The 17,823-nt window shown below is 62.3% G+C and carries 15 protein-coding genes; 4 read left to right on the top strand and 11 right to left on the bottom strand.

Annotated features, from left to right (window positions below):
- Positions 1–11: 11 nt before the first annotated feature.
- Positions 12–599 (top strand): GNAT family N-acetyltransferase, encoded by a 588-nt coding sequence (locus tag AC2444_RS06950; protein ID WP_032996306.1) that lies wholly within the window; start codon positions 12–14, stop codon positions 597–599.
- Here AC2444_RS06950 and AC2444_RS06955 read toward each other — a convergent pair.
- Both AC2444_RS06955 and AC2444_RS06960 read right to left on the bottom strand, forming a co-directional pair.
- Positions 574–1,248 (bottom strand): hypothetical protein, encoded by a 675-nt coding sequence (locus AC2444_RS06955; protein WP_012756982.1) that lies wholly within the window; start codon positions 1,246–1,248, stop codon positions 574–576. The genes AC2444_RS06950 and AC2444_RS06955 overlap by 26 nt on opposite strands.
- Before the next feature lie 2 nt (positions 1,249–1,250).
- Positions 1,251–1,559 (bottom strand): DUF3572 domain-containing protein, encoded by a 309-nt coding sequence (locus AC2444_RS06960; protein ID WP_012756983.1) that lies wholly within the window; start codon positions 1,557–1,559, stop codon positions 1,251–1,253.
- 132 nt (positions 1,560–1,691) lie between these two features.
- On the opposite strand from AC2444_RS06960, the gene AC2444_RS06965 reads away from it, so the two are divergent.
- On the top strand, positions 1,692–2,063 hold the full coding sequence (locus AC2444_RS06965) for a response regulator (RefSeq protein WP_003547430.1): 372 nt from the start codon (positions 1,692–1,694) through the stop codon (positions 2,061–2,063).
- Positions 2,064–2,081: 18 nt separating this feature from the next.
- The gene (locus AC2444_RS06970; protein ID WP_012756984.1) at positions 2,082–3,455 is read left to right on the top strand and encodes a PleD family two-component system response regulator; all 1,374 of its coding nucleotides are present in this window, start codon (positions 2,082–2,084) and stop codon (positions 3,453–3,455) included.
- A gap of 747 nt (positions 3,456–4,202) precedes the next feature.
- On the opposite strand, the gene rpmG is transcribed toward AC2444_RS06970, so the two are convergent.
- The 9 genes from rpmG to AC2444_RS07015 all read right to left on the bottom strand — a co-directional run bounded on the left by rpmG (position 4,203) and on the right by AC2444_RS07015 (position 15,840).
- Complete coding sequence (gene rpmG / locus AC2444_RS06975; RefSeq protein WP_003547442.1) at positions 4,203–4,370, bottom strand: 50S ribosomal protein L33; 168 nt, start codon at positions 4,368–4,370, stop codon at positions 4,203–4,205.
- Positions 4,371–4,462: 92 nt separating this feature from the next.
- Complete coding sequence (locus AC2444_RS06980; protein ID WP_012756985.1) at positions 4,463–5,647, bottom strand: MFS transporter; 1,185 nt, start codon at positions 5,645–5,647, stop codon at positions 4,463–4,465.
- 253 nt (positions 5,648–5,900) lie between these two features.
- The gene (locus AC2444_RS06985) at positions 5,901–6,356 is read right to left on the bottom strand and encodes a DUF983 domain-containing protein (RefSeq protein ID WP_128450252.1); all 456 of its coding nucleotides are present in this window, start codon (positions 6,354–6,356) and stop codon (positions 5,901–5,903) included.
- Between the two features lie 123 nt (positions 6,357–6,479).
- Positions 6,480–8,852 (bottom strand): ribonuclease R, encoded by a 2,373-nt coding sequence (rnr, locus tag AC2444_RS06990; RefSeq protein ID WP_128439649.1) that lies wholly within the window; start codon positions 8,850–8,852, stop codon positions 6,480–6,482.
- A gap of 1 nt (position 8,853) precedes the next feature.
- Entirely contained in the window at positions 8,854–11,508 is a 2,655-nt protein-coding gene (topA, locus tag AC2444_RS06995) for a type I DNA topoisomerase (protein ID WP_012756988.1), read from the bottom strand.
- Positions 11,509–11,756: 248 nt separating this feature from the next.
- Positions 11,757–12,899, bottom strand: a complete 1,143-nt coding sequence (dprA, locus tag AC2444_RS07000) for a DNA-processing protein DprA (RefSeq protein ID WP_012756989.1) — start codon at positions 12,897–12,899, stop codon at positions 11,757–11,759.
- Positions 12,899–13,519: a glycerol-3-phosphate 1-O-acyltransferase PlsY gene (plsY, locus tag AC2444_RS07005; protein ID WP_012756990.1), complete on the bottom strand. Its 621-nt coding sequence runs from the start codon at positions 13,517–13,519 to the stop codon at positions 12,899–12,901. The genes dprA and plsY overlap by 1 nt, the downstream gene beginning before the upstream one ends.
- 78 nt (positions 13,520–13,597) lie before the next feature.
- Entirely contained in the window at positions 13,598–14,887 is a 1,290-nt protein-coding gene (locus tag AC2444_RS07010; RefSeq protein ID WP_012756991.1) for a dihydroorotase, read from the bottom strand.
- Entirely contained in the window at positions 14,884–15,840 is a 957-nt protein-coding gene (locus tag AC2444_RS07015) for an aspartate carbamoyltransferase catalytic subunit (RefSeq protein WP_012756992.1), read from the bottom strand. The genes AC2444_RS07010 and AC2444_RS07015 overlap by 4 nt, the downstream gene beginning before the upstream one ends.
- Positions 15,841–16,019: 179 nt before the next feature.
- Between AC2444_RS07015 and AC2444_RS07020 the strand changes: the two genes are divergently transcribed.
- Entirely contained in the window at positions 16,020–17,678 is a 1,659-nt protein-coding gene (locus tag AC2444_RS07020) for an acyl-CoA dehydrogenase family protein (protein ID WP_012756993.1), read from the top strand.
- Positions 17,679–17,823: the final 145 nt, after the last annotated feature.

Raw genomic sequence — 17,823 nt, forward strand, 5'->3', positions numbered from 1 at the left:
AAGCTTTGCCTTTGGATAACGACCTTCGTTTCGAGCCGGTGACAGCAGAACGCTGGGACGATTTCGAAACCCTGTTCGGGCCGCAGGGTGCCTTCTATAACTGCTGGTGCGTCGCATTGCGTCTGCCGCATGCGGTGAGGACGAAGATGGCGGCCGACGAACGCAAGGCGCATATGCGGGAGCGGATCAAGGCGGGTCCGCCGCCTGGCATCCTCTGTTATGCCGAAGGCGCGCCGGTCGCCTGGGTGCAGGTCGGGCCGCGCCACGACGTGTCGCAGTTCAATTCGCCGCGCACCGTCTCGCGGCCGCTGGAGGAGGGCGATGCGCATGATCCATCCATCTGGGCCGTTAGTTGCTTCTTCCTGCTGCCCAAACTGCGCGGCAAGGGAATGAGCCACCGTCTGCTCGCCGGCGCGATCGACCATGCGCGGCGCCAGGGAGCGCGGCTGCTCGAAGCCTGTCCGATCGATCATGTGAAGCAGTCGAAATCCGTGACACTCTGCATCGGCTCGACGGCGATCTTCCATGCCGCCGGTTTCGAGGCGATAGCACGGCGCAAGGACGGTCGGCCGCTCATGCGGCTGGAACTGCGTGCGTGAAGGTGCCGGAAACAAAATGCGCCTTGATCAGCTCGGCCGCATGCGTCCAGTCGGTGGCGCGGGTGATGTCGTCAGCGGCGACCGGTGCGAAACGATGGACGGGCGAGTTCGGCATCAGGTGAATCAGCAGGCAATCGGCGACGTGATCCCTAACGGAATGCAGATTGCGCGCCATATCATCGATGAAGACGACGGGAAGGGAGCGGCTGGCATGCAATGCGTGAACGATCGGCCCCTTGGGTTGTTCGGTGGCAAGCAGCGGAAAGAGCAGGCCCATCCTGTCGAGCAGGCGACGGCGCTGGTTCTGGAACCGCGGCTGCATGGCTGTCAGGAAAAGCACATCGGCCTCTTCCGAAAGCCGGTCGAGCGTTTCGACGACGCGGTCGAGCGGCGTCTGCCACAGCTCTTGTGCCTCGAAGAATTCCTCGATCAGCCGGCTGACCTCTTGATCCTCGATCTCCACGCCGTCGGCTTGCGAGACGATGTTGCCGTGCAGCCGGAACGATCGCGGCAGAAACGCGTGACCCTGGCTCTGAAGGAAAAGCTGGAAGGGACCTATGAACTGCAGCACGACGTCGTCGACGTCGCAGACGATCAACGGCCGTTCGCCGAGGTGGATATGCGAGATGTCGAATTCCCCGGAGGTCACGGTCAGTATTCTCCGGAATCGAGGCCCGGTGACGAGAAATGCCGCCAGGCCGCCGTCACGGTCTCTGGGCTGATTCCGCTCGCCGCGCAGAAGGCCATGGCCGTCGGTTCGTGGTTCATCAGAAAATCCATCAAGCCGGCAAGGAATCCCGGATCGTTGACGGCGTTGCGCACCTGGCCGGGCGCCACCCCCGTCAGGGCGAGGAAACGGCCGAACATGTCGGGGTCGCCGGCAAGCCAGCCGAGCACGGCGATCGCCGTTTCGTGTGGGTCGGCAGCCTGTTGTTTCGAAGTCTTGAAGTTGCTTTGCATTTCGCTGGGTAAGTTACCTTTTCTTCAACCAAATACCGGTAGCGTGCGCTATCGGTTTCACGCAGCTTTTGTCCGCATGTGCCTTTCTCATGGGACGAACCGCTGCGCGAACGGACGTAGGGACAGCTTGTCATGCCCAAACAGGTGATGATTGTAGAAGATAACGAGCTCAACATGAAGCTCTTTCGCGACCTCATCGAGGCGTCCGGCTACACGACGATCCAGACCAGAAACGGTATGGAGGCGCTCGATCTGGCGCGCAAGCATCGCCCCGACCTCATCCTGATGGATATTCAGCTTCCCGAGGTCTCTGGCCTCGAAGTCACGAAATGGCTGAAGGAAGACGACGAGCTGCACGTGATTCCCGTCATCGCCGTTACGGCTTTCGCGATGAAGGGCGACGAGGAGCGGATCCGCCAGGGCGGCTGCGAGGCCTATGTTTCCAAGCCGATCTCGGTTCCGAAATTCATCGAGACGATCAAGACCTATCTGGGCGATGCCTGACGCATCGGAAAGACGCTGATGACTGCGCGAATACTGGTGGTTGACGATATTCCGGCCAACGTGAAGCTGCTCGAAGCGCGGCTGCTTGCGGAGTATTTCGACGTGATGACCGCCGCCGACGGCTATACGGCACTGGCGATCTGCGAGCGCAACCAGGTCGATCTCATCTTGCTCGACATCATGATGCCCGGCATAGACGGTTTCGAGGTCTGCGAGCGCCTGAAGGCCAGCCAGAAGACCGCCCATATTCCAGTCGTCATGGTCACCGCGCTCGACCAGCCGACCGACCGCGTACGCGGCCTGAAGGCTGGCGCTGACGACTTTCTCACCAAGCCGGTCAACGATCTGCAGTTGATCTCCCGGGTGAAGAGCCTGCTGCGGCTGAAGACGTTGAGCGATGAGCTGCGCATCCGCGCCGACACTGCTCATACGATGGGCATCGATGACCTCACACGGGCAGGCGAGGGCCGCGCCGACGAGACCGCTCAGGTCCTGCTCGTCGACGGTCGCGCCAATTCGCAGGAGCGCATCGTCAAGGCGCTGAAGCCCGTCGCCGACGTGCTTGCCCTCTCCGATCCGCAGGCCGCCCTCTTCGAGGCCGCCGAAAGCGCGTTCGATCTCGTCATCGTCAATGCCAACTTCGACGATTACGATCCGCTTCGCCTCTGCTCGCAGCTGCGCTCGCTGGAGCGCACCCGCTTCCTGCCGATCCTGATCATCACCGAGCAGGGCGCTGACGAAATGGTGGTGCGCGCGCTCGATCTCGGCGTCAACGACTACATCATCCGCCCGGTCGATCCCAACGAACTGGTTGCCCGCAGCCTGACGCAGATCCGCCGCAAGCGCTATAACGACCGCCTGCGCGCCAGCGTCAAGCAGACGATCGAGCTTGCCGTGACCGATCCGCTGACCGGCCTTTATAACCGGCGCTATCTCGACAATCACCTGAACGTGCTCTTCAACCGTTCGATGGCGCGGGGCCGGCCGCTTTCGGTGCTGATCACCGATATCGACCGCTTCAAGCATGTGAATGACACCTACGGTCATGACGGCGGCGACGAGGTGCTGCGCGAATTTTCAAGTCGCGTCCGTTCGACCATCCGCGGTGCCGATCTCGCCTGCCGCTACGGTGGAGAGGAATTCGTCGTCGTGATGCCCGACACCTCGCCGGAAATTGCCGCCGCCGTCGCCGAGCGCCTCCGCGCGGCGATCGAAAGTGCTCCCTTCATGCTGAAACACTCCGGGGAAGCGCTGAGCGTCACGGCTTCCTTCGGCATCGCCTCGCGTATTGCGTCGGTGCTGACCCCGGGCCAGCTGATGAAACAGGCGGATCTGGCTCTTTACGAGGCCAAGAATACCGGCCGCAACCGTGTGGTCGCCGCGGCCGCGTGACGAATCATTTGCCGCCATATGCGCCATTTGCGGGTTTTCCACCGCGGTAAGCCAATTGTTACCGATTTTTAACCTTCGCCTGTGCAAGGCGGAACGAAAAATTTGCAGTTCAATAGCCCAAAAATGGACTCGCTGCGTTGCTGCGGATGTGTTGCCGCGCGACAGTCTTGAGAGCATCAGCCCGTAGCTCAAAATGAAATGGAAAATATAAAAACTGCCTGCCGCCAACAGGGGCAAATAGATTGCGGCGACGTCACCTCACGTAGGGGAGGGGAGGCGTAAGTTATTCAGTTATATTGTCGAATTTCTTCGAAAGGTCAGGCGCTACGCTTCGAGTCCAAGCAGAGCCGACAAATCTTTGTATGTCCCAAATCTGGACTTTTAACCATAGAATCAAGCTGCAAACATTCACCATTAAGAATTTGTTGATTTTCTTTCATTTTTGCGCAAATTATCGGCTCATAAGAGAAGCGCTCCCGTTGAGGAGTTGTCGATACCCCATGATGCTCAGGTCCGCCGCATCTCCTGGGTCGTGGGGTCGGTCGGCTAGTAGGCAAGTTATAGCGGTTCCTCGTGCCGTTTTGCATGCTGGCCGACCCCCTTTCAAGAAAACGCCGCCACTTCCCGAAGATGGAAGGGCGGCGTTTTTCTGTTTGCGCTATCATCTTTTAAAGACGATCAATCCGGGCAATAAAAAACGCGCAACCCGAAGGCGCGCGCTTTTTTGAAATCCGTCAGGCCAAGTGATTACTTGATCTTGGTTTCCTTGAACTCGACATGCTTCTTCGCAACCGGGTCGTACTTCGTCTTCGTCATCTTGTCCGTCATCGTGCGGCTGTTCTTCGTGGTGACGTAGAAGAAACCGGTGTCGGCTGTCGACAGCAGCTTGATCTTGATTGTTGTAGCCTTGGCCATGGTCGTCCTGCCTTTAAGAAAATGAAAGCCGTGGAAGCCGGATGGGCTCCACGGCAAATCCTGGCGCGAAACTACGAATCCCGCCCGAAAAGTCAAGCCCGTTTTCGAATGAACATCAGTCTGATGCCGGAAAGTAGGGCGTAAAGACCGAAGAAAGCCGCAATCGCCCAGGCAAAACCGTTATTTCCAGCGACATCGATCGCCGCGCCGATCGCCTGCGGCCCGGCCACGGTTCCCATCGCATAACAGAAGACAAAGGCAGCATTGGCTGCCGCAAGATCGGAGCCGGTCAGCCGCGAGCCGAGATGGCTGAGGCCGACCGTATAGAGGCCTGAGACGCAGCCGCCCCAGAAAAGCAGGAGCCCGGCCATCAGCAGCCAGTTGTTGAGCAGCAGCGGTAACATCATCGAGCCGATGAAGCCCATCAGCGCCATGCCGGCCAGAAGCGGCCGCTTGTCGGCGATGCGGTCGGAAAGCAGACCGAGCGGAATCTGAAAGATGACGTTGCCGACGCCCATCATGGTGAGCAGCAGTGCGGCCTGCGATTCGGTGAAATGGGCGCGCACGGCAAAGATCGGAAAAAGCGACAGCCCGCCCGCTTCGACTGCGCCGAAGATGAACACCGCCGCCGTCGCCGTCGGCACCAGGAAAACGTAGCGCATGAAATGCAGCTCCGGTTTTTCCTCGAGCACCGGGCTTTCGTCGCGGGCGATGAAGATCGGGATGGCGGCCAGCAGGATGGCGGCGGCGCCGATCAGGAAGGGGAAAATACCGTCGCTGCCGAGGATCGAAAAGAGCAATGGTCCGGCGGCGAAGCCAAGGGAAAGCACCGTCGCATAGATGCCGAGCACGAAACCGCGCTTGGAAGGCGGCGAAGCGGCGTTGATCCAGAATTCGGAGAGGATGAACAGCGTCGTCGTCGCGCCATGAAATGCGAAACGCAGCGGAAACCACATCCAGAAATCCTGGGCGTAATAGAAACCGAGCGCGCTCAGCGCCGAAATCAGCACGGCCCAGAGCATTGTCGGCGCAACGCCGTATTTATGGGCAAGCCTGGTGGTAACAGGTGCGGCGGCCATCGCCGCGACCCCGGCCATCGCCGTGTTGAGCCCGATCAGGGTGGACGAGATGCCGCGTTTTTCGAGAATGATGCTGAGGAGGGGCAGACCGAGGCCGATTGCTATGCCGACGGCGGATATGGACGAGATGGCTGCCACCAGAGAAGGCCAATGGATTTCTTCGACATCGCCCGGTGTGCCGGTTCTCGGTTGAGACATTTATCCATCCTTAGAGAGCTGCGCGAACGAAGCGGTCGGTCCCGTCAGATAGATAGACACAGACGTGCCAAATCCAGGTGACGGATGCCGCTTCGCAGTATTTCCGATGTGAGTGACCGTCTGCGGAATGTAAAGCCCGTTTGGGCAAGAAATGCTTACCATGTCAGGTCTGAGGATCGCCGGCTCTCGTATTCGGGTGGTGGTCGGTGGAGGGCTGGCACTACACGTTAAATATGTCTGGAAGGTGAAGGGGCTAATTCGGCCGGCCGGGGATGTCATAATCGTCCGGACCATCACTCTCGCCGCCGAAGCCGTGCATGCGCAGCGCCCATTGCAGACCGATGACCCCGCCTTTGATCGGCTGGATCGAGGCAAGCGCGGTGATGACGGTGATCGGCGCCCAGATGGCCAGATGGACCCAGACCGGCAGCACGAAAGTCAGGTCGGTCAGCATATAGCCGCCGACCACGACGTGGCCGAGGACGAGGATGACGATATAGGGCGGCAGATCGTCGGCGCGTTGGTTATGCATCGCCTCGCCACAAGCGGCGCAATGATCGACCGGCTTCAGGAAGGCGCGAAAGAGTTTGCCGTTGCCGCAGGCCGGGCAGCGGTTCATCAGCCCGCGCATGATGGAGCGCCCAAGCGGACGCTCGACCTCGGGCGTATCGCCGTAGCGGGCGGCGGCCGGATCGGTCGGTGTGCTCATCGCATGTTCCTCTTCGGATCTAAAACATGTCGCGCGAAACTGTGCAGCGGTTTCGCGATAACGACACGCGTAAAAACAAGGACCTGCAGCGCGGGGAGCCAATCTGAAAGATTGCGACGCGCTTTAGTGCCGTCCGCGCGGCGGCCTCGTTCCGGGCTTCTTGCGAATCTGGCCCCTGTCGCGGCGCCCCGCTTTATGGAAGGAGCGCACCGCCGCCGGCATCTCACGGCCCTCGCTGATCATCTCGAAACGCAGTGCACCGGCAAGCGGGATCGCTTCGGCAAGTTTGACGGTGACGCTGTCGCCCAGGCGATAACCAAGCCCGGTCTTTTCACCGGAGAGTGCCTGATGCGCCTCGTCATAGATGAAATAATCGCTGCCGAGCGTAGATATAGGGACGAAACCATCGGCGCCATAGTCCGGCAGGGCGATAAAAACTCCCGATTTCGTCACGCCCGAAACCCGCCCGGCAAATTCCTCGCCGACGCGACCGCTGAGGTGATGCGCGATCAGCCGGTCGACGGTCTCGCGCTCGGCTGCCATGGCCCGGCGTTCGAAGGTCGAGATTTCGGCAGCGATATCGTCGAGCGCGGCCTCTTCTTCGGGCGTGATGCCGCCTTCGCCGAAGCCGAGCGAGCCGACGAGGGCGCGATGCACGATGAGGTCGGCATAACGGCGGATCGGCGAGGTGAAGTGGGCGTATTTCATCAGGTTGAGGCCGAAATGGCCGATATTCTCCGGGCCATAGATCGCCTGGCTCTGCGAACGCAGCACCATCTCGCTCACCATGGTCTGATGCGGCGTGCCGTCCGCCTTCGCCAGAATGCCGTTGAAGTTGTTGGCGCGCATGTTGCCGCCCTTGGCAAGCGAGATGCCGAGCGTGGCCAGGAACTCGCGCAGGATCTCCTGCTTGGCAAGCGTCGGGCCGTCATGGATGCGGTAGATCAGCGGCTGACGCTTCTTTTCGAGCGTCTCGGCCGCGCAGACATTCGCCTGGATCATCATCTCTTCGATCAGCTTATGCGCATCGAGCCGTGGCGGCACGACCACCCGGTCGACCGTGCCGTCGGACTTCAGGAGGATCTTGCGCTCCGGCATGTCGAGTTCCAGCGGCTGGCGCCGGTCGCGTCCGCGCTTCATCACCTCATAGGCGTGCCAGAGCGGCTTCAGGATCGGTTCGAGCATCGGGCCGGTCTGATCGTCCGGCCTTCCGTCGATCGCCGCCTGCGCCTGCTGGTAGGAGAGCTTGGCGGCACTCTTCATCATGATGCGATGAAAGATGTGGCCGATCTTGCGGCCTTCCCCGGAAAAGCTCATGCGCACGGCGAGCGCCGGGCGGTCGACACCTTGCTTCAACGAGCAGAGATCGTTGGAGATGCGCTCGGGCAGCATCGGCACGACGCGATCGGGGAAATAGACGGAGTTGCCGCGTTTCAGCGCCTCGCGATCGAGCGGCGAATTGGGGCGAACATACCAGGAGACGTCGGCAATCGCGACGGTCACAATGACGCCGCCGGGATTGTCGGGCGAGGGATCGAGCTCGGCATAAACAGCGTCGTCATGGTCCTTGGCATCGGCCGGGTCGATGGTGATCAGCGGTACGTCGCGCCAATCCTCGCGATGCGACATCGTGGCGGGCCTTGCAGCTTCCGCTTCGGCGATGACGGCCGGCGGGAAGACATGCGGAATGCCGTGGGCATGGATCGCGATCATCGAGAGCGCTTTTTCCGAACCGACGGAACCGACGACGGAAAGTACCTTGGCGCGCGGCAGGCCGAAACGGCCGAGACGGGCGATCTCGACTTCCACCAGATCGCCGTCGGTAGCGCCGCCGGTGAAGTCGGGATCGATCACCATCTCTTCGCCGCGCCGTTCGATCGGCAGCAGCCGGCCGCCACCATCAGGTGCAGTGCGGAAAACGCCCATCGACGCGCCGCGGCGCCTGTCGATCACCTTGATGATCCGCGCCGTATAGGCCGGCCCGCCGCGATCGACGGCCGGGAAGATTTTTGCCAGGATACGGTCTCCGAGCCCGGCGACGGGCGTCTTGCCCTTGCCCTGGCGGCCTGCGGGCGATTGCTGGCGGATGGCGACAGCCGGCGCTACGCCCTGATCCTCAGGCCATTCCGCCGGCCGGCCGATCAGATCGCCGTCCTTGTCGCGTGTGGTGATATCGAGAACGGTGACAGGCGGCAGCGCACCGGGACGGATCAGCGACTTGCGGTTCTTCTGCAGCATCCCTTCCTGCTCGAGCTCCTGCAGCATCTGCTTGAGCTCGACGCGGCTATCGCCTTTCAGGCCGAAAGCTTTGGCGAGTTCACGCTTGGACGCTTTCTGCGGATGATCGGCGATGAAGCGCAGAATCACCTCGCGTGAAGGCAGCGCGCCGTGGACGATGTTCAGCGGCTCGACGGCGGGAGCATCCTTGCTGGCGTGTCCGGTCTTGCCCGGGCGCTTGCCCGCGGGATTTGTTCTTTCGCGCGGTATCCTGCTCACGTCAGCTCTTTTTCGATTTCGCGGGCGCCTTCGCCTTCGTTGCCTTCGGTTTGGCGGCCGTCTTGGTGCTCTTGGCTTCGGCGGCCGCTGCCTTCGGCTTGGCTTTCGTCTTGGCCGCTTTGCCCACAGGTGTCTTTCCGGCCTTCTCGGCGATCAAGGCGAGCGCCTCCTCGACGGTGATCGCCTGGGGATCCTTGCCCTTCGGCAGTGTGGCGTTGACCTTGCCCCAGTTGACATAGGGGCCGTATTTGCCGTCGCGAACGGTAATGGCGCCGCCATCAGGATGATCGCCGAGCGTCTTTAGTGCCGCCGGTGTGCCGCGCGCGCCCCGGCCGGGTGCCTGGTTCGCCTTTTCGGCGATAACAGTCACGGCGCGGTTGAGGCCGACCGAGAACACGTCCTCGACGGTTTCCAGATTGGCATAGGAACCGTCATGCAGGAGGAACGGCCCATAGCGGCCGATGCCTGACGAGATCATCTTGCCCGATTCGGGATGTTTGCCGATATCGCGCGGCAGCGAGATCAGCGCCATCGCCTTTTCATAATCGATGTCCTCGGGTTTCCAGCCCTTCGGCAGCGAGGCCCGTTTGGCTTCCTTGCCGTCGCCGCGCTGGATATAGGGGCCGAAGCGGCCGGAACGCAGCGTCAGTTCCTCGCCGGTGGTCGGATCGGTGCCGAGGTTCTTCGGCTCGTTGAGCGCAGCACCATCCGCATCTCCGCCGTTTTCGGAGGAGAGCTGGCGGGTGTAGTTGCAGTCCGGATAGTTCGAGCAGCCGACGAAGGCGCCGTATTTGCCGAGCTTCAGCGACAGGTTGCCGGTGCCGCAGACCTGACAGATTCTGGGGTCGCTGCCGTCCTCCCGTTTCGGGAAGACGAGCGGTGCCAGCGCCTCGTTCAGCGAATCCAGCACGTTGGTGACGCGCAGTTCCTTGGTGTCCTCGATCTGGGCGAAGAAATCCTTCCAGAAATCGCGCAGCACCTGCTTCCAGTTCAACTCGCCGGCGGAAATCCGGTCAAGCTTCTCTTCGAGATCGGCGGTGAAGTCGTATTCGACATATTTGGTGAAGAAGCTCTCGAGGAAAGCCGTCACCAGCCGGCCCTTGGCCTGCGGGATCAGCTTGCGCTTGTCGATCGTCACATAGTCGCGGTCGCGCAGCGTTGCCAGCGTCGCGGCATAGGTGGAGGGGCGGCCGATGCCGAGCTCTTCCATCTTCTTGATCAGCGTCGCTTCCGAATAGCGCGGCGGCGGTTCGGTGAAATGCTGCGTCGAATTGATCTTCTGCTTGGCGAGCGCCTCGCGCGCAATGATCTCCGGCAGACGGCCATCCTCGTCGCCATCGTCGCTCTGCTCGCCATCTTCCTTCTGGTCGGTATAGGCGGCGATGAAACCATCGAATCGGATGACCGAACCGACGGCACGAAGCCCGGCCTTCTCGCCCTTGTTGTCGGCGGTGATTTCAGCCGTCGTGCGCTCGATCTCGGCCGACGCCATCTGGCTGGCGATGCCGCGCTTCCAGATCAGCTCGTAGAGCCGGATCTGGTCGGCATCGAGGAATTTGCGGACACGGTCGGGCGAGCGGTCGAAATCGGTCGGACGGATCGCCTCGTGCGCCTCCTGGGCGTTCTTCGCCTTGGTCGAATAGAAGCGCGGCTTCTCCGGCATGTAGCGTTCGCCGAACTGGTCGACGATGGCACTGCGCGCCGCGTCGATCGCCTCGGGCGCCATCTGCACGCCGTCGGTTCGCATATAGGTGATCAGACCGACCGTCTCGCCGCCGATATCGACGCCCTCATAGAGCTTTTGGGCAACCTGCATGGTGCGCGAGGCCGAGAAGCCGAGGTTGGAGGAGGCGGCCTGTTGCAGCGTCGAGGTCGTGAAGGGCGGTCCGGGATTACGTTTGACCGGTTTCGCCTCGACAGAGTCGACGACGTAGCTCGCGCCTTCGAGCAAGGCCTTGAGCCGGCCGGCATCCTCGCCGTTACCGATTGCGCGCGGCTGCAGTCGTTTGCCATTCGCCGAAACCAGTCTTGCCTCGAACTCGTCGCCGCGCGGCGTCTTCAGGAGCGCTGAGATGTTCCAGTACTCTTCGGAAATGAAGCGCTCGATCTCGGATTCGCGGTCGCAGACGAGACGCAGCGCCACAGACTGGACGCGGCCGGCCGAACGTGCGCCGGGCAGCTTGCGCCACAGCACCGGCGAAAGATTGAAGCCGACGAGATAGTCGAGCGCGCGGCGCGCGAGATAGGCATCGACCAGCGGCACGTCGATGTCGCGCGGATCGGCCATCGCGTCGAGCACCGCTTTCTTGGTGATCGCATTGAAGACGACGCGCTTGACCGGTTTGCCGTTCAGCACGCGCTTCTTGTTCAGCATGTCGAGAACGTGCCAGGAAATCGCTTCGCCTTCGCGATCCGGGTCGGTCGCGAGAAACAGGCCATCGGCGGACTTCACCGCGTCGGCAATGTCCTTCATCCGCTTGGCGGAGGCGCTATCGACCTCCCAAAGCATTTCGAAATCCTGATCAGGAAGAACGGAGCCGTCCTTGGCAGGCAGATCGCGCACATGGCCGAAGGAGGCGAGCACTTTGTATCCCGGACCCAGATACTTATTGATCGTCTTGGCCTTGGCAGGCGATTCCACCACTACAACATTCATGATGATTCTCTAAAAAGGAAACGACGCCAGCGTTGAAGCCAGCGCGACACACACCGCAACATGGATATCGGCCCTCCGACATGGACAGGGAAATCGCTGCGGTCAAGGGGTTTGCTACAATTTTACCTCTTGTGTCCGCTGCAGCCAAAGGAAGATTATCGGCAAAATACAATTTTAGATATGCTATCGAAGGTTTTCGACTCAGAGTTCGGCAATTCGAAAGCCGCCGCCCGATGTCGTGCCCAGGTTCAATCGGAAAGCGAGACGAGGCCGCCCTGATGCCGGTGCAGCCTGCCTGATATATCGAGTTCCAGAAGGATGAGATAGACCGCGGATGCCGATAGGCCGGTATGGCGGATGACGTCGTCGATCTCGACCGGCGTCGGCCCGAGCGCATCGATGATGCGGTTTCGATCGGAATCCCCGGGCGGCACCGACATCGGCTTGCCATCAGGGGCGGGTTCCTCCGCCATCGATGACGGGAACAGGTCGAATTGCGCAAGCGGCGCCAAGGCCTCGACGACATCGGCGGGAGCGGTGACGATCGAAGCGCCGTCCTTCAGCAGGCCGTTGGTGCCATGGCAGCGCGGATCGAGCGGTGAGCCGGGCACGGCAAACACCAGGCGGCCGAACTCGCCGGCAAGCCGCGCCGTGATCAGCGAGCCTGAACGCGCCGCCGCTTCGATGACGACGAGGCCAAGCCCGATGCCGGCGATCAGCCGGTTGCGGCGCGGGAAGTCGCGGGCGCGCGGCTCCCAGCCGAAGGGCATTTCGCTCACCGCCAAGCCATTGCCGCCTGTTATCTCTTCGAGAAGGCCGATATTCTCCGGCGGGTAGGGCTGGTCGAGGCCGCCGGCGAGCGCTGCGATCGTGCCTGTGTCGAGGCTTGCCCGGTGGGCAGCGGTGTCTATGCCGCGCGCCAGGCCGGAGACCACTGTGTAACCCGCCCGGCCGCAGTCGCGCGCCACCATCGCCGCGAATTTCGCGCCTGCGATCGAGGCGTTGCGCGAGCCGACGATGCCGACGGCCGGCCGATTGGCGGCGGCAAGCGCGCCCTTGACGGCCAGAAGCGGCGGCGCGCCGTCGATCTGCTTCAGCGCTTGCGGGTAGTCCGGTTCGCCAATACCGACGAAGCGGGCGCCGAAGCGACGCGCCGCCTCGAGTTCCCGATGCGCCTCGGCCTCACTGGCTATGCGGATTGCCCGCGTGGCGCCGCCGCGCGCCGAAAGCTCCGGCAGTGCGGCTAGCGCTGCCTCGGCCGAGCCGAAATGATTGATGAGGTCGCGAAAGGTGGCAGGGCCGATATTGTCGGAACGGATAAGGCGCAGCCAGGCAATTCTTTGCCGTTCGGTCAGCGCGACGCCTTTTGGTCCGGCGCTCAGCGCATCCATTATCCCTTTGCCCCGATCTTGCTTTCCGTCCCGCTCATCAGGCGGGAAATATTCGCCTTGTGCTTCCAGTAGGAGATGAGGGTCATGATCGCCATGACAGCCGCAACCTTTTCGTTACCCAGTATCCATAGCGCAATCGGAATGACAAGCATGGCGACCAGCGCCGACAGCGAGGAGTAACGGGTGGTGAAAGCGACCGCCAGCCAGACGGCAGCGAAGAGCACGACCATGATCGGCGCGACGCCGAGCAGGGTACCGATATAGGTGGCGACACCTTTGCCGCCCTTGAAGCCGATCCACACCGGGAAGAGATGGCCGATAAAGGCGAAGAAGCCGGCGATGATCGCGGCCTCCTCGCCGAGGAAATAGCCGACGACCCAGGCCGCGGCCGATGCCTTCAGCGCATCGAGCAGCAGCGTCGCTGCGGCGAGCGTCCGGTTTCCTGTTCTCAGCACATTGGTCGCGCCGATATTGCCGGAGCCGATGCTGCGCACGTCGCCGAGGCCGGCGGCGCGCGTGAGGATCAGGCCGAAAGGGATCGAGCCGAAGAGATAGCCGATAATGGCGGCGGCAAGCGCGATCGGCAGCGTGATCTGCCATGACATGAGATTGGATAACATTTGCCCCCTCAGCCTCTACGTGGCCTATCCTCGAGTCAGCCTTCTCCCGCTGGGGGATGGACGGCGATAGTGTCGGTTCTAAATTGCGTGGACAAGCTTTCCCGAGACGTATGTCGCAACCGCCCGCCCACTGAAGCGCGCATCCTCGAACGGAGTGTTCTTCGAGCGGGAGAGAAGCATGTCTTTGGCGACAAGCCAAGGCTCATCGAGATCGATCAACGCGATATCAGCCGCAGCGCCCGGCTTCAGCGTGCCGGCATTCAGGCCGAAAATCTGAGCGGGACGGGTCGACATGGCGTCGATCAGACGCATCAGGCTCACCTGGCCGCCATGATGAAGCCTGAGGGCTGCCGCTAGCATGGTTTCGAGGCCGATCGCGCCGTCCTCCGCCTCGCCGAAGGGCAGGCGCTTCGTATCGACATCCTGCGGGTCGTGCGAGGAGACGATGATATCGATCGCGCCGCTCGCAAGGGCGTCGGCCATCGCCACCCGGTCGTCTTCCGGGCGCAGCGGCGGATAGAGCTTGAAGAAGGTGCGGTATTCGCCGATGTCGTTTTCGTTGAGCGCCAGATTGTTGATCGAGATGCCGCAGGTCACCTTGGCGCCGCGGCTGCGGGCGCGCTCGATCGCCTCGACCGATTCCGGCACCGAGATCATCGCGGCGTGATAACGGCCGCGCGTCAGCTGCGCGATCCTCAGATCGCGTTCGAGCGGGATGAGCTCGGCTTCCTTTGGAATGCCGGAAAGCCCGAGCCAGCTGGCGAAAAGCCCCTCATGCATGACGCCGTTGGCGCCGAGATATTTGTCGCGTGTTTCGCAGCAGATGACGGCGCCGAATTCGCGCGCATAGGTCATGATCCGGCGCAGCACCTGTGTGTCGTGGACGCTGGAATGGGCATCGGTAAAGGCGACGGCGCCTGCCTGCATCAACAGGCCGATCTCCGTCATCTCCTCGCCGGCAAGGCCCTTGGTGATGGCGGCTGCCGGATAGACGTTGACGGCGGCCGTATCCCGCGCCGTCTTCTTGACGAATTCGACGAGTGCGATGTCGTCGATGATGGGATCGGTGTCCGGCATCATGATGATCGAGGTGACGCCGCCGGCGGCGGCCGCCCGGCTCACCGAGGCGATCGTCTCACGGTGTTCGCCGCCGGGTTCGCCGACATGGACGCGCGCATCGACGAGGCCGGGCGTCGCGACAAGGCCCGTGCAGTCGCGGATGACGGCTCCATCAGGCGCGCCCTGGTTCTGCGCCTTGCCGCCGGCGGCGAGAATCACGCCGTTTTCGGCAATGATCGTCCCCACCTCGTCGAGATTGCGCGACGGGTCGATGATGCGGACGTTCTTGAGGACGATCGGGTTGCTCATGCCATCATTCCATCGCTTCGGGGGCCTTGGTTCTGCGAGACGAGCAGCGTTTCCATGACGGCCATGCGCACCGCGACCCCCATTTCCACCTGTTCGGCGATGACGCTCTGCGGCCCGTCCGCCACTTCCGAAGCGATTTCGACGCCGCGGTTCATCGGGCCGGGATGCATGACGAGCGCATCTTCCTTCGCCGCTTTCAGCGTTTCGGCGTCGAGCCCGTAGAAGTGATAGTATTCGCGCACCGAAGGCACGAAGGCGCCGGACATGCGCTCGCGCTGCAGCCGCAGCATCATCACCACGTCGGCGCCCTTCAGCCCTTCCTTCATCGAATGGAAGACCTCGACGCCCATCTCGGCGATGCCGGCCGGCAGGAGGGTCGCGGGCGCGACGACACGCACGCGGGCGCCCATGGCGTTGAGCAGCAGGATATTGGAGCGCGCCACCCGCGAATGCAGCACGTCGCCGCAGATCGCCACGATGATGCGCGAAAGTTTGCCCTTGGCGCGGCGGATCGTCAGCGCGTCGAGCAGTGCCTGGGTCGGATGTTCGTGCTGCCCGTCGCCGGCATTGACGACCGAGCAGGAGACCTTCTGGGCGAGAAGGGCGGCGGCACCGGCGCTCGAATGGCGGATCACCAGCACGTCGGGGCGCATCGCATTCAGCGTCATCGCCGTGTCGATTAGCGTTTCGCCTTTCTTCACCGAGGAATTGCCAACCGACATGTTCATCACGTCGGCGCCGAGCCGCTTGCCGGCAAGCTCGAAGGAGGCCTGTGTGCGGGTTGATGCCTCGAAGAAGAGGTTGATCTGCGTCAGTCCGCGCAGCGTCGACGTTTTCTTCTCTCTCTGGCGGCTGATCTTGACGGCCTCGTCCGCCTTGTCGAGAAGATAGGTGATATCCTGCTCGGTGAGGCCCTTGATGCCGATGAGGTGGCGGTGGGGGAAAAAGACCATGACCCTGCCTCTTGCTGTCTCTGGCGGGTCTATAAAGAGTGCTGCCCGCCGGGGCAAGCATGTGCTGTGGGCAAAGGCTTATGTCCCCATGCATTTTCGCCCGAATTCCGATAGAGCAGAATGAACCGAATCATAACTTCCGGTTTCCCTTTGCCGGGTTCTTACACTAGAAGCGAATTATGACCTCCGCCAACCGGACTGATGACAAACTCGCAGAACTCAACCAGCCGAGCCTGTGGTCCGGCATCAATGCCTATCGATCTGATCCGTTGATCGTCGATCTGACGGCGGCCCTGCCGCGCGGCATCCGCGAAGACCTGGAAAACATGGGCCGCTACGTCACCTCGCCAGAGGCGCAGGAGATGGCGCGCATGGCAAACCAGGGCACGCCGCAGCTGCGCACTCATGGTCCACGCGGTGAGCGCCTCGACGTCGTCGAATTCCATCCTGCCTGGCATGCGCTGATGCGGCGCTCGATGTCGGTCGGCCTGCATTCCTCCGTCTGGGATCCCCAGGCCGATACCGATGCCAAGGACGAGGCCCACAAGGTTCGCGCCGCGCGGTTTTATCTGACGTCACAGCTGGAATCCGGCCATCTCTGCCCGCTGACGATGACGAGCGCTTCCGTTGCGGCGCTCTCGGCTTCGCCCGCGGTCCAGAAGGACTGGGCGCCCAAAATTCTCTCGCGCAAATATGATTCGTCGAACAAGCCCGCCATGCAAAAATCCGCCGTGACCATCGGCATGGGCATGACGGAAAAGCAGGGCGGCACGGATGTGCGCGCCAACAGGAGCGCTGCCGAAAAGGTCAGCGAGGGCATCTACCGGCTGTCCGGGCACAAGTGGTTCATGTCGGCACCGATGAGCGATGCTTTCATCATGCTGGCGCAGACGAAGGAGGGCATGGGCTGCTTCCTCGTGCCGCGCCTTCTGGAGGATGGTTCCGCCAACGGGCTGCAATTCCAGCGGCTGAAGGACAAGGTCGGCAACCGCTCCAACGCCTCCTCCGAGGTCGAGTTTACAGACACGTTCGGTTTTCTGCTCGGTGGTCCGGATGCCGGTATCCGCACCATCCTCGACATGGTGACGCTGACGCGGCTCGACTGCGCGCTGGCCTCGTCAGGCATGATGCGCGCCTCGCTCGCCGAAGCCGTGCACCACACCCGCGGCCGCAGCGTCTTCGGCAAAATGCTCGTCAACCAGCCGATCATGACGCGCGTGCTCGCCGACATGGCGCTCGATGTTGCCGCCGCGACGGCACTGTCCTTCCGTCTAGCCGACGCCTTCGACAAGGCGCGCGGCAACGCCGAGGACGCGGCCTATGCCCGCGTCATGACGCCTGTCGCCAAATACTGGTGCTGTAAGATCGCACCGGCGCTGATCTACGAGGCGATGGAATGCATCGGCGGCAACGGCTACATCGAAGAGCGTCCGATCGCCCGCCATTACCGCGAGGCTCCGGTCAACGCCATCTGGGAAGGCTCCGGCAACGTCATGGCGCTCGACGTGCTGCGCGTGCTGAACCGCGGCAAGGATCTGTTCGAAACGGTCTTCGCCGGCCTTGCCCGCGATCTCGGCCCTGCCGGCAAGAAGACGATCGACGTGCTGCGCGCTGCAATCGCGCTTTGCGAACAGGACGAGGGCGCCGCGCGCCTGCTCGTCGAGCAACTGGCGCTCGCCGCCGGTGCAGCCGAACTCTATCGCCTTGGGGCAGGGCGCATTGCCGATGCCTTCATCGAGACGCGTCTTGCCGGCGGCTGGCGATCCACCTACGGCATGCTCGATTCCCGCTTCGACGCCAGCTACATCGTCGACCTGCTCTATCCGCCAGCGGCCTGACCGCAGCGGGGTAGGCGATCCCGAGGCCAAGACGCTCGGCCATCGGATTGTCCTACGGCGATCATCGTTTATCGTCCGGCCGGTCGCGACGTATCGCGCCGAGGTCGCCTTCCCAGCCTATCCCTGCAAGATCTACGATCGGATT

It is taken from the genome of Rhizobium sp. WSM1328, assembly GCF_057653715.1.

Coding starts and splice junctions, on each gene's coding strand:
- AC2444_RS06960 (WP_012756983.1), bottom strand. CDS start 1,559: ATGCAAAGCAACTTCAAGACTTCGAAACAACAGGCTGCCGACCCACAC.
- AC2444_RS06965 (WP_003547430.1), top strand. CDS start 1,692: ATGCCCAAACAGGTGATGATTGTAGAAGATAACGAGCTCAACATGAAG.
- AC2444_RS06970 (WP_012756984.1), top strand. CDS start 2,082: ATGACTGCGCGAATACTGGTGGTTGACGATATTCCGGCCAACGTGAAG.
- rpmG (WP_003547442.1), bottom strand. CDS start 4,370: ATGGCCAAGGCTACAACAATCAAGATCAAGCTGCTGTCGACAGCCGAC.
- AC2444_RS06980 (WP_012756985.1), bottom strand. CDS start 5,647: ATGTCTCAACCGAGAACCGGCACACCGGGCGATGTCGAAGAAATCCAT.
- AC2444_RS06985 (WP_128450252.1), bottom strand. CDS start 6,356: ATGAGCACACCGACCGATCCGGCCGCCGCCCGCTACGGCGATACGCCC.
- topA (WP_012756988.1), bottom strand. CDS start 11,508: ATGAATGTTGTAGTGGTGGAATCGCCTGCCAAGGCCAAGACGATCAAT.
- dprA (WP_012756989.1), bottom strand. CDS start 12,899: ATGGATGCGCTGAGCGCCGGACCAAAAGGCGTCGCGCTGACCGAACGG.
- plsY (WP_012756990.1), bottom strand. CDS start 13,519: ATGTTATCCAATCTCATGTCATGGCAGATCACGCTGCCGATCGCGCTT.
- AC2444_RS07010 (WP_012756991.1), bottom strand. CDS start 14,887: ATGAGCAACCCGATCGTCCTCAAGAACGTCCGCATCATCGACCCGTCG.
- AC2444_RS07015 (WP_012756992.1), bottom strand. CDS start 15,840: ATGGTCTTTTTCCCCCACCGCCACCTCATCGGCATCAAGGGCCTCACC.
- AC2444_RS07020 (WP_012756993.1), top strand. CDS start 16,020: ATGACCTCCGCCAACCGGACTGATGACAAACTCGCAGAACTCAACCAG.